The sequence below is a fragment of the Burkholderia sp. R-40 genome (assembly GCF_049942845.1).
GTDB lineage: Bacteria > Pseudomonadota > Gammaproteobacteria > Burkholderiales > Burkholderiaceae > Burkholderia > Burkholderia ambifaria.
This window is the reverse complement of sequence record NZ_CP187968.1, coordinates 2,433,228-2,447,364: the sequence shown is the minus strand read 5'-3', so window position 1 is coordinate 2,447,364 and position 14,137 is coordinate 2,433,228. Positions and strand designations below refer to the sequence as shown.

Annotated in this window: 14 protein-coding genes; 7 read left to right on the top strand and 7 right to left on the bottom strand. The window is 69.5% G+C overall.

Going from position 1 to position 14,137, the window contains the following annotated elements; translation table 11 throughout:
• The first annotated feature begins 6 nt into the window (after positions 1-6).
• The 3 genes from ACP26O_RS27345 (at position 7) to ACP26O_RS27335 (ending at position 4,419) form a co-directional block, all read left to right on the top strand.
• Entirely contained in the window at positions 7-2,427 is a 2,421-nt protein-coding gene (locus ACP26O_RS27345; RefSeq protein ID WP_175662922.1) for a glycoside hydrolase family 31 protein, read from the top strand.
• 116 nt (positions 2,428-2,543) lie between these two features.
• Entirely contained in the window at positions 2,544-3,740 is a 1,197-nt protein-coding gene (locus ACP26O_RS27340) for a porin (protein WP_175662923.1), read from the top strand.
• Positions 3,741-4,107: 367 nt separating this feature from the next.
• Positions 4,108-4,419: a hypothetical protein gene (locus ACP26O_RS27335; RefSeq protein WP_105832692.1), complete on the top strand. Its 312-nt coding sequence runs from the start codon at positions 4,108-4,110 to the stop codon at positions 4,417-4,419.
• 90 nt (positions 4,420-4,509) lie between these two features.
• On the opposite strand, the gene ACP26O_RS27330 is transcribed toward ACP26O_RS27335, so the two are convergent.
• Positions 4,510-5,358: a class I SAM-dependent methyltransferase gene (locus ACP26O_RS27330; protein ID WP_175662924.1), complete on the bottom strand. Its 849-nt coding sequence runs from the start codon at positions 5,356-5,358 to the stop codon at positions 4,510-4,512.
• A 180-nt stretch (positions 5,359-5,538) separates the two neighbouring features.
• On the opposite strand from ACP26O_RS27330, the gene ACP26O_RS27325 reads away from it, so the two are divergent.
• The 3 genes from ACP26O_RS27325 (at position 5,539) to ACP26O_RS27315 (ending at position 8,942) form a co-directional block, all read left to right on the top strand.
• Positions 5,539-7,002: a metallophosphoesterase family protein gene (locus ACP26O_RS27325; RefSeq protein ID WP_175662925.1), complete on the top strand. Its 1,464-nt coding sequence runs from the start codon at positions 5,539-5,541 to the stop codon at positions 7,000-7,002.
• A gap of 26 nt (positions 7,003-7,028) precedes the next feature.
• Entirely contained in the window at positions 7,029-8,570 is a 1,542-nt protein-coding gene (locus tag ACP26O_RS27320) for a cytochrome-c peroxidase (protein ID WP_425100522.1), read from the top strand.
• Positions 8,571-8,666: 96 nt separating this feature from the next.
• Positions 8,667-8,942 (top strand): hypothetical protein, encoded by a 276-nt coding sequence (locus tag ACP26O_RS27315; protein WP_006761733.1) that lies wholly within the window; start codon positions 8,667-8,669, stop codon positions 8,940-8,942.
• Between the two features lie 144 nt (positions 8,943-9,086).
• On the opposite strand, the gene ACP26O_RS27310 is transcribed toward ACP26O_RS27315, so the two are convergent.
• On the bottom strand, positions 9,087-10,580 hold the full coding sequence (locus ACP26O_RS27310) for a PLP-dependent aminotransferase family protein (protein ID WP_425100524.1): 1,494 nt from the start codon (positions 10,578-10,580) through the stop codon (positions 9,087-9,089).
• 194 nt (positions 10,581-10,774) lie between these two features.
• Here ACP26O_RS27310 and ACP26O_RS27305 point away from each other — a divergent pair, with 194 nt between their 5' ends.
• Positions 10,775-11,125, top strand: a complete 351-nt coding sequence (locus tag ACP26O_RS27305; RefSeq protein WP_175662927.1) for a hypothetical protein — start codon at positions 10,775-10,777, stop codon at positions 11,123-11,125.
• A gap of 125 nt (positions 11,126-11,250) precedes the next feature.
• Here ACP26O_RS27305 and ACP26O_RS27300 read toward each other — a convergent pair whose 3' ends face one another.
• From ACP26O_RS27300 to ACP26O_RS27280, 5 genes are all read right to left on the bottom strand, one after another.
• A complete protein-coding gene (locus ACP26O_RS27300; protein WP_175654950.1) occupies positions 11,251-11,673 on the bottom strand; it encodes a DUF6691 family protein in 423 nt (140 codons plus the stop codon).
• Position 11,674: 1 nt separating this feature from the next.
• Positions 11,675-12,109 carry a YeeE/YedE family protein gene (locus tag ACP26O_RS27295; RefSeq protein ID WP_175662928.1) on the bottom strand — a complete coding sequence of 145 codons (435 nt, stop codon included), beginning with the start codon at positions 12,107-12,109 and terminating at the stop codon, positions 11,675-11,677.
• The gene (locus ACP26O_RS27290; protein ID WP_006751221.1) at positions 12,099-12,449 is read right to left on the bottom strand and encodes an ArsR/SmtB family transcription factor; all 351 of its coding nucleotides are present in this window, start codon (positions 12,447-12,449) and stop codon (positions 12,099-12,101) included. Before ACP26O_RS27290 ends, ACP26O_RS27295 begins: the two co-directional genes overlap by 11 nt.
• Before the next feature lie 133 nt (positions 12,450-12,582).
• On the bottom strand, positions 12,583-13,851 hold the full coding sequence (locus ACP26O_RS27285) for an NAD(P)/FAD-dependent oxidoreductase (protein WP_175662929.1): 1,269 nt from the start codon (positions 13,849-13,851) through the stop codon (positions 12,583-12,585).
• Positions 13,848-14,081, bottom strand: coding sequence for a 2Fe-2S iron-sulfur cluster-binding protein (locus ACP26O_RS27280; protein ID WP_175662930.1), 234 nt, complete (start codon positions 14,079-14,081; stop codon positions 13,848-13,850). The genes ACP26O_RS27285 and ACP26O_RS27280 overlap by 4 nt, the downstream gene beginning before the upstream one ends.
• Positions 14,082-14,137: the final 56 nt, after the last annotated feature.

The window sequence follows — 14,137 nt, the reverse complement described above, 5'->3', positions numbered from 1 at the left end:
GCCTTCATGACTTCGCTTCTTCATCCGCCCGTGTTCCGCGTCGCCGACCGGCAGGCGAACCGCGTGCTGCTCGCGTCCGACGCGGGCGCGACCCTCGAAATCTTCGTGCTCGAGGACGACATCGTGCGCGTGCGCGTGCTGCCCGACGCGACGCCGCGCACTCCGCGCACATGGACGATCGCGCCGGGCCTAGACGACGTGCCGCTCGACGGGCGCGACCGTCTCGACCTGAGCGGCTTCACGCTGCCGGCCTACGACTTCGTCGAAGACGACCTCGACGTGCGCATCGAAACCGCGCAGGTTCGACTCGCCGTGCGACGGCAAGGCGGCCATTGCACGTGGTCGATGCGCGGTGTGGACGGCGCGTGGCGCGTCGTGCTCGCCGACCGCGCGACGCAGGCCTACAACTTCGGCTGGTGGGACGACCGCGCCTACCACTACGTCGCACGCGAGCGCGGCGACAAGGTGTTCGGTCTCGGCGAACGCGCGGGCGAGCTCGACCGCACCGGTGCACGCTTCGAGATGCGCAACATCGACGCGATGGGCTACAGCGCGAAGCACACGGATCCGCTGTACAAGCACATCCCGTTCACCATCACGTGGTCGCCCGACGCATGCCAGGGCTTCGGGCTGTTTTACGACACGCTGTCGGATTGCGCGTTCGACATGGGCCGCGAGCTCGACAACTACCACGGGCTGTACCGCTACTTCGTCGCCGAGCACGGTGATCTCGACTACTACTTCATCGCGTCGCCCGACACGCCGCTCACGGCCGCGCGGCGCTTCACGTGGCTCACCGGGCGCCCCGCGCGCACGCCGAAATGGGGGCTCGGCTATTCGGGCTCGACCATGAGCTACACCGATGCACCGGACGCGCAGCGGCAGATGAACCAGTTCGTCGAGCAGTGCGACGCGCACGACATCCTGTGCGACTCGTTCCACCTGTCGTCGGGCTATACGTCGATCGGCGCGAAGCGCTACGTGTTCAACTGGAACCGCGAGAAGTTTCCCGACGCGAAGGGTTTCGTGAAGCACTACCGCGACCACGGCATCCGGCTGTGCGCGAACATCAAGCCGTGCCTGCTGCGCGACCACCCCGCATTCGACGACGCGGCGCGGCGCGGGCTGCTGATCCGCTCGGCGTCGGGCGAACCGGCGTGGGTGCAGTTCTGGGACGAAGTCGGTGCGTATATCGACTTCACGCAGCCGGACGCGTACCGCTGGTGGCGCGAGCAGGTCACGTCGGCGCTGCTCGACTACGGGATCGAGTCGACGTGGAACGACAACAACGAATACGAGATCTGGTCGCCCGACGCGATCGCGCACGGCTTCGGCCAGCCGTTTCCCGCGCGCGAGGCGAAGGTGCTGCAGACGATGCTGATGATGCGTGCGTCGCGCGACGCGCAGCGCGCGCATGCGCCGGCGCGGCGGCCGTTCCTCGTGTCGCGCTCGGGCGGCGCAGGCATGCAGCGCTATGTGCAGACCTGGTCCGGCGACAACTACACGTCGTGGGAAACGCTGCGCTACAACCTGAAGATGGGCCTCGGGCTCGCGTTGTCCGGCGTGTCGAACATCGGTCACGACATCGGCGGCTTCTCCGGCCCCGCGCCGTCGCCCGAGCTGCTGTTGCGCTGGGTGCAGTTCGGCATCTTCATGCCGCGCTTCAGCATCCATTCGTGGAACGACGACGGCACCGTCAACGAACCGTGGATGTATCCCGAGATCACCGCGCAGATCGCGTCGCTGATCAAGCAGCGCTACCGGCTGCTGCCCTACCTCTACCACCTGCTGTGGCTGTCGACCACGCGCTACGAGCCCGTGCTGCGGCCGACCTTCGGCGATTTCCCCGGCGACCCGCGCTGCTACGACGAATGCGACGACATGATGCTCGGCGACGCGCTGCTGGTGGCGCCGGTCGTCGACGCGGGCCGCACGGAGCGCACGGTCTACCTGCCGTCCGGTGCGCGCTGGATGTGCTGTGTGAGCGCGCGGTCGTTCGACGGCGGTGCGAGCGTGACGCTGCCTGCGCCGCTCGACACGCCGGTGATGCTATTGCGCGAAGGCCGCGTGCTGCCGCTGAACGTCGCCGCCCAGCGGTTCGGCGCACGCGCCGACACGCGCGGCTTCATCGTCGCGCCGCGCATCGAGGACGGTGTTGCGTACGGCGAATGCGTCGAGGACGACGGCGAAACGGAAGCGTGGCGCGACGGCGAATACGGGCTGTGGCGCATCGAGACCGGACGCGAGGCATCGGGTGAACTCGGCGTGTCGGTCCGCTGGGAAGGCCGCATGCACCGCCCCGCCGAGCACGTCGAGATCCTGCTGCCGGCGTCGCTGCAAGGCGCGCTTGCGGTGCGCGGCGCGCGCGTCGAGCACGATGCGCGCGACGGCGCGTGGCGTCGCATCGTCGTGGCGCTCGTCGACTGATCGCGCAAGGCGGCGCGAACTTGAAACCCTGATCGGGCGGGCCGTACCCGCGGCCCGCCACCCACCAAAGAGGAGGCCACCCAGCCTCCCGCGTTGAAGAGACATGGAGATAGACGATGAATGCACCGCACCTACCGCACTATCGTTTTGCAATCCTGATTTTATCGGCCGCATCGTTCGGCGCTGGCGCGGCCCATGCGCAGAGCAGCGTGACGCTGTACGGCGTGGTCGACGATTCGATTGCGTACGTGAACAACCAGCAAGGCCACTCGAACGTGTACCTGCGCGACGGCAACCTGTATGCGTCGAAGTTCGGGCTGCGCGGCGACGAGGATCTCGGCGGCGGCACGCACGCGATCTTCGATCTGCAATCCGGCTTCAACCTGAACACCGGCGCGCAAGCGGCCGCCGGCACGATCTTCAACCGCCAGGCCTACGTCGGGCTGCGCAACGACCATTACGGCACGGTGACGGCCGGCCGCCAGTACACGCCGTACTTCCTGCTGGTCGGACCGTACGCGTCGAGCAGCTGGCTGACCGGCGCGACCGGCGCGCATCCGGGCGATATCGACGGCCTCGACACGACGATCCGCGTGAACAATTCGGTTACCTATACGTCGCCGACCCTCTCCGGGCTGACCGCGAGCGCGATGTATGCGTTCGGCGGCATCGCCGGTGCGACCGGCAAGGGCAACACGTTCAGCGCCGCGCTGCGCTATGCGAACGGGCCGGTCGGGATCGCGGCCGGCTACCTGCGCATCAATAGCTCGGGTTCGTCGGCCGGCTTCCTGAATCCGGCGACCGCGGCGTCGGGCAGCTTCGCGGTATCCGTGCTGAACCAGGGCTATCTAAGCGCGAAGGCCGTCGAGCAGGTCGCGGCGGCCGGCAACACCACGCTCGGCAACCTGACGATGGGCCTGAACTACTCGAACGTGAAGTACCTGCCCGGCAACGGCTCCGCGTTCACGGATACGGCCGTGTTCAATACCTACGGCGCGCTCGCCGCGTACCGCTTCACGCCTACCTTCTCGGTGGCCGGCGCGTTCGCTTACACGCTCGCGTCGAAGGCGAACGGCGTGTCCGGCGCGGCCCGCTACCAGCAGTATTCGCTGAAGGAGTCGTACAGCCTGTCGAAGCGCACGACGCTCTATGCGCTGCAGGCGTATACGCATGCGAGCGGGCAGACGCTCGGCGCGCAAGGCGCCGGCCATATCGTCGACGCGGCACCGATCGTCGGCGATTCGCAACAGCTCACGCCGTCGACGACGCACGGCCAGTTCGTCGGCATGGCCGGGATCGCCGTTACGTTCTGAATGTTCGCGGCGGCGCATCGTCCGCTTGCGGCCCGGACAATGCGCATGCCGGTGCGTCGTCCGGGTTGTCAGCCTGCCGCGCAGCCCGGGCGGTTTTCGCATGCGAGCCGATCGCTTACAATCCGTCAGGTTGATTCCTGCACGACCCTTCGTGCAGCCCTGACACCGCGGTACACTCGACGCACGCCGTATCAGGGTCCGGCGCGCGACAAGCGCGGCCGGACGGCGTCGCGCTTCGTTGCGCCCACAACTGGATGCCAGCCATGCCGGAATCCCGCCTCCCGCCACCTTCCCCGCTCGAGCCAAAGGTCGGCCACGCCGCGCTCGCCCCGTCTCGCCCGTGCGCGACGATCGACGGAGCCGCGCAATGAGCGGCCTCGTGCACGATCGCACTGGCGACGTCATCGCACTCGCGACGCTCGCGCTGCTTTACTTCGGCGGCGTCGGTCTCGCGTTGTGGCGGATTCGCACCGCCGCGCCGCGCGGCAAGCTCTACTGGATCGCCTGCATCGCCCTGCTGGCCGGCGGCGCCATCGCGATGACCGCGAACCTGTCACCGATACCGAACAGCGGCGAGATGCCGCCGGGTTTCGCGCTCGGCGTCGAGGCGGTGTTGCTCGGGCTCGCGCTGGTTGCGGCCGGCTGCGCATGGCTGATGTTGCGTGCGAGGCGCAGCTGACACCGGCCTTGCGCGGCCCGGCTTTGTCACGGGTGCACGGCAACGCGCGTGCCGAACGTCGGCACGCCGCCTTCTACGGAAACCGAAGCGTCATGCGGACGGCGCCCGCGCCGCGACGAGCCAGCACGCCGCGTCGAAGCGTACATCCGCGCCCTGCACGTATTGCTCGAACGCGGCGCGAACCGTCTCGATCACCCGTCGACGCGTCGCATCATCCGCCTGCCGGAGCGCGAGCCCGACCGGCCCCAGTCGGGCGACGTAGTCGTCCAGCGCGGACGCCGGCAACGCACACGCGACGTCGATCGGCTCGATCACGATATCGGCCCAGCCGCTGTCCGACAACACCGACGCGATGCGCTGCCGGTCGCCGAACGCGAATTGTCCCGGTGCGCCCGGCTGCCGCGCCGGCAGGTTCGGCAGCAAGGGCGCCGCGACGCGCTCGGCCGTCGTCATGAACGGATTGTCGGCGGCGCTGCGCCATGCGACGAATCGCAGTTGCGCGTTCGCGCGTGCCGCATGCCGCAGGTTCGCGAACGCGCGCACCGGATCGTCGAAGAACATCACGCCGAAGCGCGACACGATCAGGTCGAACTGATCCGGCGCGAACGCATGCGTCTGCGCATCCGCAAGCACGAAGCTGGCGGCGAGGCCCTCGCGCTCGGCGCGTGCCTGTGCGGCGGCGATCATCCGCGCCGAGATGTCGACGCCCGTACAGTGCGCACGCGCGCCCAGCCGCCGTGCGATCGCGAGCGTCACCGCGCCGGTGCCGCAGCCGACGTCGAGCACGCGGCGAGCCGACGCCGCCACCGCCGGATCCCCAAGCAGTGTCTCGAACGGCTCGAACATCCGGTCGAGCGAGCGCTGCGCGTCGACCCACGCAAGCCCCGACGGGCCGTTCCACAGCGCAGACTGCGCTTCGTTTGCCCGGTTGTCTTCCATCGTCGATTCTCCTTTTTCCTGCCTCGTTGACCGTGATGCACACTATGCTGCTTCAAGCCGGCTTGAGGTCAAGCCCGCGACCGCGGCACCACTCGCGCGCCGGCCGCTTCTCGCACCGCGCGTTTCACATTTCTTACATTCACGCTGCGTATCGTTGACGGCTTTCCTACGGTGCCTCCCATGCGACGACTCCTCTCTCGCGCACTGTTCGTGCGTTGCGCTCCGCTTGTTGCCCTCGCGGCGCTGTCCGCGTGCTCGAACCACATCGATACGCCCGCCGACCCGGCCACCGCCGCGATCAACGTCCAGGCCGCATGGGTCGAGATCGGCGATACGAACCAGGCGATCGCGCGCGTGATCACGAACTACAGCCCGGCTTCCGCGAGCGATCCGCTGTGCCCGCAATTGTCCGTCGACGGCAAGCTGTCGCGCATGACGCTGCGCGCCGGCGCCTCGACCGTCGCGCAGCGCCCGACCGCCAGCGACCCGGCCGACTCGAAACCGTCGAGCTTCCCGGTGTCGGTGTGCGAAACGACGCTGCCGGCCGATGCGCAGACGGCGAGCGTCGCGGGCCGCGCGCTGCCGCTGCCGAAAGCGCAGCCGCAGCGCATCGCGATCATCGCCGACACCGGCTGCCGGATGAAGAAGGCCGACAACGCATGGCAGGCGTGCAACGACGCGACGGTCTGGCCGTTCGATACGATCGCGGCGAGCGTCGCGAAGCTGTCGCCGGATCTCGTGCTGCATGTTGGCGACTATCACTATCGCGAGAACGCGTGCCCGCCCGACATCGCCGGTTGCAAGGACAGCCCGTGGGGCTATGGCTGGGATACGTGGCAGGCCGACCTGTTCCGCCCCGCCGCGCCGCTGTTCGCGAAGGCGCCATGGGTGGTCGTGCGCGGCAACCACGAGGAATGCGCGCGGGCCGGCCAGGGCTGGTACCGCTTCCTCGATCCGCGCCCGTATTCGGCGGGCCGTTCGTGCAACGATCCGGCCAACGACAACGACGCGAATTACTCGGATCCCTATGCGGTGTCGCTCGGCGGCGGCTCGCAGGTGATCGTGTTCGACACCGCGAAGGTCGGCCGCAATCCGCTGAAGACGACCGACGCGCAATTCCGGATCTACCAGAAGCAGTTCCAGACGGTCGCGTCGCTCGCGTCGAAGGCCGGCATCACGACGACGATCTTCACGAACCACCATCCGATCCTCGCGTTCGCGCCGATCGCCGGCAGCACGCCCGCGCCGGGCAACCTGGCGCTGCAGTCGGTGATGTCGAGCCTGAACGCGCAGGCGTACTACCCGCCCGGCGTCCACGTCGCGCTGCACGGGCACGTGCACGACTTCCAGGCGATCAACTTCTCGTCCGGACATCCGGCGACGATCGTGTCCGGCAACGGCGGCGACAACCTCGACGTCGCGCTGCCCGACCCGTTCCCGGCCGGCCTGACGCCCGCGCCAGGCGCCGTGATCGAGCGGCTGTCGCACAACAACAGCTTCGGCTTCCTGATCATGGAGCGGCGCGCGGCGCCGGCGACGGGCTGGGTGTTCCGTGCGTATTCGGCGGCGGGCAAGCTGCTCGCGTCGTGCGACCAGTCGGGCACGACGCTCGCCTGCGACAAGACGGGGTTCATCACGCCGTGACCGACGAAGTTCGATTGCAGGATGGTTTGACGGGGTCGACGGATTCGGGCGGCCGCCGGCGACGGATGGGCGGATCGGGGAAGCGGCGGGTTTTGTCGGCCGCGGGCGCCGGGCGTTCGGTTTGCGCTTCTGTTTCATTGGCCGCCTGTGCCGCGCGTTCGGCTTTCGCTTCGGCGTCGGTCGCCGGCACCGCCCGCACGGTACGCCTACTTGCCGCCGCCGTGCTCGCCGGCGCGGCGCTCGCGGCTCACGCCGCGCCGGCCGAAACGATCTTGCTCCCCGGCGCCCCGCCGTCGCGCGTCGTCGACACGATCGGCAACGGCACGCCGCAGGTGACCGGCAAGATCGACGCGGCGACCGCCCGCTTCGCGCCCGACCCGACGCTCGTCGCGCTCGGCCGCCGGATCTTCTTCGATCCGCGGCTGTCCGAGCCACGCGGCATGTCGTGCGCGGGCTGCCACGATCCGGCGCGTGCATTCGCGCCGACGCTGTCGGCCGGTTCGCTCGCGGGGCCCGGCGTGCCGGAAGGCAGCCGCCACGGACGTTTCAGCCAGCGCAATGCGCCGTCGCTCCTCTACGTGCGCTACGTGCCGCGCCGACACTTCTACCAGGACGACGATGCGCCCGCGCCGTCGCCGTTCGGAGGCCTCTTCAGCGACGGCCGCGCCGACACGCTCGCCGAACAGATCCGCGGGCCGCTGTTCGATCCGAACGAGATGAACAACCGGTCGCCGGCCGCACTGCTGCGCAAGGTCGACGGCACCGAACTGGCGGGCGATCTGGCCGCCCGCTTCGGCGCGTCGGTGCGGCGCGATCCCGAGCAGCTGGTGCGCGCGCTCGGGTCGGCCGTCGAGGCCTATCTGCAGAGCGATGACATGGCGCCGTTCACGTCGCGCTTCGACGCATTCCTGCGCACCCGCAAGCCGCTCGCGCCGGCCGAGATGCGCGGTCTGGCGCTGTTCCGCAATCCCGACAAGGGCAACTGCATGAGCTGCCACACGCTGTCGGAGACGTCGAACCGGCCGGAGCGCTCGCTCTTCACCGATTTCGGCTACGACGCGATCGCCGTGCCGCGCAATCGCGCGCTGCCCGCGAACCGCGATCCGCGCCATTTCGACAACGGCCTGTGCGACACGGCCGCGCGGCTGCGCTGGCCCGAACCGACGCAATGGTGCGGCTACCTGCGCACGCCGGGGCTGCGCAACGTCGCGATCAAGCAGACGTTCATGCACAACGGCGTGTTCACGACGCTGCGCGATGCGGTCGCGTTCTACAACACGCGCTCGACCGATCCGCGCCACTGGTATCACGGCGCCAGAACGTTCGACGACGTGCCGGCCGCGTATCGCGGCAACATCAACGTCAATTCGACGCCGATGAACCGCCGTCCGGGCACGCCGCCCGCGCTGACCGACGCCGAAATCGACGACATCGTCGCGTTCCTCGGCACGCTGACCGACGCGCGCTACGCGAATCTCGTTCCGCCCGCCCCGGCCGCCTCACCCGCAGCGCCTGTCGCCCGGACCACCGGAGCCCCGGCCGCCCGCCTGGCCGCGCCGGCGCGCTGACCCTGGCCGAACGGCCAAGCGCATGCGTGCCGCTTGCGGCCGCCTCATATACTGGTTATATTTACAGTACTGTATTTATGAACAGTGAGGTGCGCGATGGAACATCTGGTCCGTATCGTCAACGACACCGATCGCCAAGTGCTGGCATGGCTGCGTGCGCAGGTCGGCGACGCCCGCGTCGAGCGCGCGGCGCGCCAGCTTGGGGCGACACGCAAGCCGTTTCCGTCCGCGTTATGCCGATACCTCGGCATGAGCGCGCCCGCCACGCTGCGCCAGGCGGAACGGCCGCGTGCCGCGCGCGACTTCTCCGTCGGCGATCGCTACCTGTCACTGATTCGTCAGCACCTCGCTGCGCATACGGTCGGCCGATGAAATCGCCGAAATCGTATCGTCGGCGCGTGATGGCGCGGCGGCCAGCCGCGGTGAGCGCGGCGTGCCGGATCGGCCGGCCCGTGCCGCCGTCACGCCAGCCGAGCCCGGTAGCCGGCATCCCGGCTCGGCCGAAAGCCGGCCCGCTTACGCGGCGGCAGCCGCGTCGCGTATCAGCTGGCCGAGCGTTTCGATGGCCGCTTCGTGAGCCGAGTCGAATACCCGCGTGCACCCAAGCCGGATATAGGCATCGAAGCGGTCGGAATTCGAGAAGATCGAGCCGGGCGCGATCCTTACTCCACGTGCCAGCGCCGCATCGAACAATGCTTCGGAACGCACGCCGTCCGGCAGCGCGATCCACAGCAGCATGCCGCCCGGCGGTCGGTTCATCCGCGTGCCGGCCGGAAAATGACGCGCGATCGCATCGATCGTCACGTCGCGCTGCACACGAAGCTGTTCGCGAAATCGGCGGAGGTGGCGATCGAACGCGCCCGAGCCGACGAATTCGGCCGCGACGGCCTGCAGCAACGCGGCGTTGTGCCGGCTGTGCGCGAACTTGAGCATCTTCACGCGCGCGTGCCAGCGGCCTGCACTCATCCAGCCGAGCCGCATCCCGGGCGCCAGCACCTTGTTGAACGACGGGCAGTAGATCACCGTGCCGTCGCGGTCCCATGCCTTTACCGGCTTCACCGTGTGCGACGCTTCGACGAGTTCGCGATACGGCTCGTCCTCGATCACGGCCACGCCGCGGCGCGAGCACAGCGCGACCAGCGCGGCCTTGCGCTCGTCGGGCATCACGCTGCCGAGCGGGTTCTGGAGGTTCGGCACGACGACCACCGCCCGAATGTCCGGGTATGCGGTCAGCGCCACGTCGAGCGCTTCGATCGACAGCCCGGTCGTCGGGCTGGCCGGAATCTCGAGCGCACGCAGGCCAAGGCTTTCGAGCAGCTGGATCAAGCCGAAAAAGGCCGGCGATTCGATCGCGATCGTGTCGCCGGGGCGCGCCACCGCGCGCAGCGCGAGATTCACCGCATCGACGCCACCGCTCGTCGACATCACGTCGTCCGGCGACACGGTCACGCCGTACGACAGCGCACGCTTGGCCATCGTCTGGCGGAATTCGGGCGACCCGCCAACCGGCCCCGCGTCGGTCAACAGCGTCGGCTTGCGCCGCAGCAGCCGGATCGCCAGCGCCTGCAGGCGCTCGGCCGGATACAGCGTCGCCAGCGCGGACGCGCCGCCAAGATTCAACGCATCGGGAGATGCGTTCGCGCGATCGATCACGCGCGACACGCGTTCGTGCAGCCCCGCGAATGGCGGCTCGACGCTCAGCGGCGGCCCGTCGCACTCCGGCAGCGTTGCGAGCGCGGCCGCCGCGCGCCGCCGCACGAAATAGCCCGAGCGCGGCCTTGCTTCGCACCAGCCCGTATCCTCGAGCCGCCGGAACGCCTGGATCGCGGTCGACAGGCTCACGCCGTGCTGCGCCATGAATCCGCGCACCGACGGCATCCGGTCGCCGGGCGACAGCGTGCCGGCCGCGATGATGCGGCGGTAATGCTCGGCGAGTCGTTCGTACAGCGGCTCGCCGGCCATCGGCAAAGGCGTGCGGGGCGCGTCGGTGAGGGATGTCATGCGGGTCATCGTGCCCGCGCGCCCTGGCGCACGCCAGATACAGATTCGGGGAAAACCCACCGATACAGCAGGCCAAAATCGCTGCCTGCACCGTAACAGATTCCCGTCCCCTGAATCTGTCCGGCCCGCGCGCGTTTCCCTAACCTGATTGCACGCTGTCGCCCCGCCGTCGCGGGGCTGCGCAACCGGGAAAGGGACTCGCCATGCGAACACAAGACATCCGGCTCGACGCCGGGCAAAGCCACTTTGCGTGGTTCGACAAGGGCAGCCAGGTCATCGTGCTCGACGGCGCGCTCGCGGTCACGCTGCGCCACGGCGGGCTCGACTGGCTGCCTGATGCGCCGCACTACGTCCGTCGCGTGCTCGACGAGGGCGAATGCCTGACGATCGAGGCGGCCGGTCACGCGACGTTGACGGCCAGCGGCGCAAAGCCGGTCGACGCGACCGTTGCGGAACCCGCGGCCCGGGCCGGGGCGTTCGCCGCGTGGCGGGCGTGGCTGAAGCGGGTGGCCGCGTGGCCATTCGGCGAGCGGCATGTGCGCGAACAGCCCTGACGCGATGGCTCGCGCTGTCGCCGGTATCGTCATGCAACTACCGTATCGCCTCATTCGGCGGCGAGCGTGATCGCGTCCGGCGCCGTCGCCGCGCAGGACCGATTCAACCGGGCAGAGATCTTCGGTTACCGCACCTTCCGCGCACGCTCGATCCATTCGAACAATGCCATCCCGACCAGCATCGCGACGACGAACGCGATGCCCTTGACCGACCCCAGACCGATCGACACAAGCGCCGGCCCCGGGCAGAACCCCGCAAGCCCCCAGCCGATGCCGAACACGGCACTCCCGGCGACGAGCCGTACGGTGATCGTCCGGGTGGCCGGCCACTGGATCGGCAGCCCGAGCCACGACCGCGTGCGGCGCTTCGCCCATGCGAAGGCGACCACGGCGACACCGATCGCGCCAACCATCACGAACGCGAGCGACGGATCCCAACGGCCTGCCAGGTCGAGAAAACCGAGCACCTTCCGCGGGTTGGCCATCCCCGACACGATGAGGCCGACGCTGAACAACAGCCCCGCCAGAAACGCGAATCCTGCCTGCATGTCAGCCTCCGAGCGCGTGCCGCCGCACGAATACGGTCGCGAAGCCTGCGACCATGAACACCGCCGTCGCGACGATCGACCGCGTCGCACCGCGCGACAGCCCGCAGACCCCGTGACCGCTCGTGCATCCGCCCGCATAGCGCGTGCCGATCCCGACCAGCAGGCCGGCCGCCAGCAATTCGCCCCAGCCTGCATCGACCTGCGGCGTCACGGCGGCACCGGCGATGCGCATCATCAGCGGCGCGGCGATCAGCCCGGCGACGAATGCGGCACGCCAGTCGCGCTCCGCGGCGCCGGCCGGGAACAGGCCGCCGACGATGCCGCTGATTCCGGCGATCCGCCCGTTGAACGCGACGAGCCACGCGGCCGCCAGCCCGATCAGCACGCCGCCGGCAAGCGACAGCCCGGGCGTGAAATGAAGCGCATCAAGCTGCATGGCGCTTCCCTTTCGCGGCCGGGCCGCAGAACTGTTCGTACAACACGCCCATCACCGCGATCGCGGCCGGGCTGTCTAGCGAATAGTGGATGTTCTTGCCTTCGCGGCGCGTGCGGACGAGCGCGTTGTCCCGCAACACGCCGAGTTGCTGCGACAGCGTCGGCTGGCGAATATCCAGCCGCGCCTCGAGATCGCTCACGCAGCGTTCGCCCTGCGACAGTTCGCACAGCAGCAGCAACCGGTCTGGATTGGACAGCACCTTGAGCAGCGCGCACGCCGATTCGGCGGCTGCGCGCATCTGGTCGGGCTCGGGTAGCCCGGCGGAAGGATCGGTGTTCATGGGGACGGTGGCACACGATTAACGAATCAATATTATATTAACTTATATATTGTAGATTCGCACCGTCGCCCGTCGACTTCCCTCAGAAGGCGCCGACGGCCCGGCTCGAACCGGGCCGCCCCGCCATGGCACGTCAGGCGCCGTCGCAGGACACCGTGTCGTCCAGCATCAGCGTACCGACCCGCGCGGGCACGAGCGGCGTGCGCGGCACCGGCGGCGTCCAGCCGAACAGCGCGTGCGCGGCCGCGCCGCACACGCGGCCCTGGCATGCGCCCATCCCGCAGCGCGTCTGCAACTTCGCGGCCGTCCAGCCCGGCGCCGGCGCGACCGCGTCGAAGCGCACGTCCTCGCAACGGCACAGCAGCGTATCGGGCCGCGCGAGCCGGCGGATCGGCTCGCGGATCGCGAAGCGCTCGCGCACCGCGTCCGCGAACGCCTGCCAGTGCGCGCGTCGCGCCACCAGCGCGGCCAGCGGCGCCACTTGCCCGGTGGCCGCGCAGCCCGCGATCTCGCCTTCGACCATCGCCAGTTCGCTGCCGCCGACACCCGTGCACTCGCCCGCGGCGAAATACCCGTCGCGGCTCGTGCGCTGGTGCGCGTCGACCACGACCGCGCCGTTCTCGATCCGGCAACCGAGATGGCTCGGCAGCACGGTGTTCGGCACGAGGCCGAAGCCGCACGCGAGCCGGTCGCAGTCGACGTCGAACTCGCGCTCGCCATGCCTGATCCGCACGCGTTCCAGCCGCTTGTCGCCGAACGCTTCGACGACGTAGGCATTGGGCCGGTACGCGGCCGTGACGAGCTTCGCGGCCTGCGCGAGTTTCGACGGCCAGCGCCACAGCCCTGCGCCGAAACCGGCCACGTCGCCCCATGCCGCCTGTTCGAGCACGTGCGACACCTGCGCACCTGCCTGTCGGGCCGTCGCCGCGCTCGCGAGCAGCAGCGGGCCGCTGCCGGCGATCACCGTGCGCTGCCCGCGCACGTCGAGGCCGTACTTGATCAGCGCCTGCAGGCCGCCCGCGCCGGTGACACCCGGCAGCGTCCAGCCCGGGAACGGCAGCAGCAACTCACGCGCGCCGCAGCACACGATCAGCGTGCGGAATTCGAGCAGGAAGCCGCGCTCGTCGTCCTCGAGCAGCAGCGTGCCCGGCTGCGTTTCGGCGACGATGCGCGTGGCCGCGAGATGCGTGACGTTCGGCTGCCGCAGCACGGCAAGGCGTTCCGCCGCGGCCGCCACCGGCGTCGCAGCGGCGGCTTGGCGCCAGATCTGTCCGCCCGCGCGCGGGTTGTCGTCGACGATCGCGACCGTTGCGCCGCTTCGTGCGGCGGCCCGCGCGGCCGACAACCCGGCCGGCCCCGCGCCGACGATCGCGACGTCGACGCTCAGTCGTTCCTGTCTCATCGCGTGCGCTCCACCCGCATCCCGTCGCGGCACAGCGTCTGGCAGGCCAGACGACGGCGGCCGTCGATCGTCATCCTGCACTCCTGGCAGATGCCCATACCGCAAAACGGCGCGCGCGCCGCACGCGTGCACGACACGCGCGTCGTGTCGTCACCGCTCGCCGCGACGGCGGCCGCGACGGTCACACCGTCGGCCACCGTCAGCGCGCGGCCGTCCAGATGAATGATCATGTCAGCCTCCGCCGGGCCGCCCTGCACGTACGGGAATCGGCCTTCGAGAGATGGGG

Excerpts from the sequence above, each read along its gene's own strand:
- ACP26O_RS27285 (WP_175662929.1), bottom strand. The coding sequence starts at position 13,851 with ATGAGACAGGAACGACTGAGCGTCGACGTCGCGATCGTCGGCGCGGGG.
- ACP26O_RS27295 (WP_175662928.1), bottom strand. The coding sequence starts at position 12,109 with ATGCAGCTTGATGCGCTTCATTTCACGCCCGGGCTGTCGCTTGCCGGC.
- ACP26O_RS27300 (WP_175654950.1), bottom strand. The coding sequence starts at position 11,673 with ATGCAGGCAGGATTCGCGTTTCTGGCGGGGCTGTTGTTCAGCGTCGGC.
- ACP26O_RS27310 (WP_425100524.1), bottom strand. The coding sequence starts at position 10,580 with ATGACCCGCATGACATCCCTCACCGACGCGCCCCGCACGCCTTTGCCG.
- ACP26O_RS27305 (WP_175662927.1), top strand. The coding sequence starts at position 10,775 with ATGCGAACACAAGACATCCGGCTCGACGCCGGGCAAAGCCACTTTGCG.
- ACP26O_RS27290 (WP_006751221.1), bottom strand. The coding sequence starts at position 12,449 with ATGAACACCGATCCTTCCGCCGGGCTACCCGAGCCCGACCAGATGCGC.
- ACP26O_RS27280 (WP_175662930.1), bottom strand. The coding sequence starts at position 14,081 with ATGATCATTCATCTGGACGGCCGCGCGCTGACGGTGGCCGACGGTGTG.
- ACP26O_RS27345 (WP_175662922.1), top strand. The coding sequence starts at position 7 with ATGACTTCGCTTCTTCATCCGCCCGTGTTCCGCGTCGCCGACCGGCAG.
- ACP26O_RS27315 (WP_006761733.1), top strand. The coding sequence starts at position 8,667 with ATGGAACATCTGGTCCGTATCGTCAACGACACCGATCGCCAAGTGCTG.
- ACP26O_RS27335 (WP_105832692.1), top strand. The coding sequence starts at position 4,108 with ATGAGCGGCCTCGTGCACGATCGCACTGGCGACGTCATCGCACTCGCG.
- ACP26O_RS27340 (WP_175662923.1), top strand. The coding sequence starts at position 2,544 with ATGAATGCACCGCACCTACCGCACTATCGTTTTGCAATCCTGATTTTA.
- ACP26O_RS27330 (WP_175662924.1), bottom strand. The coding sequence starts at position 5,358 with ATGGAAGACAACCGGGCAAACGAAGCGCAGTCTGCGCTGTGGAACGGC.
- ACP26O_RS27325 (WP_175662925.1), top strand. The coding sequence starts at position 5,539 with ATGCGACGACTCCTCTCTCGCGCACTGTTCGTGCGTTGCGCTCCGCTT.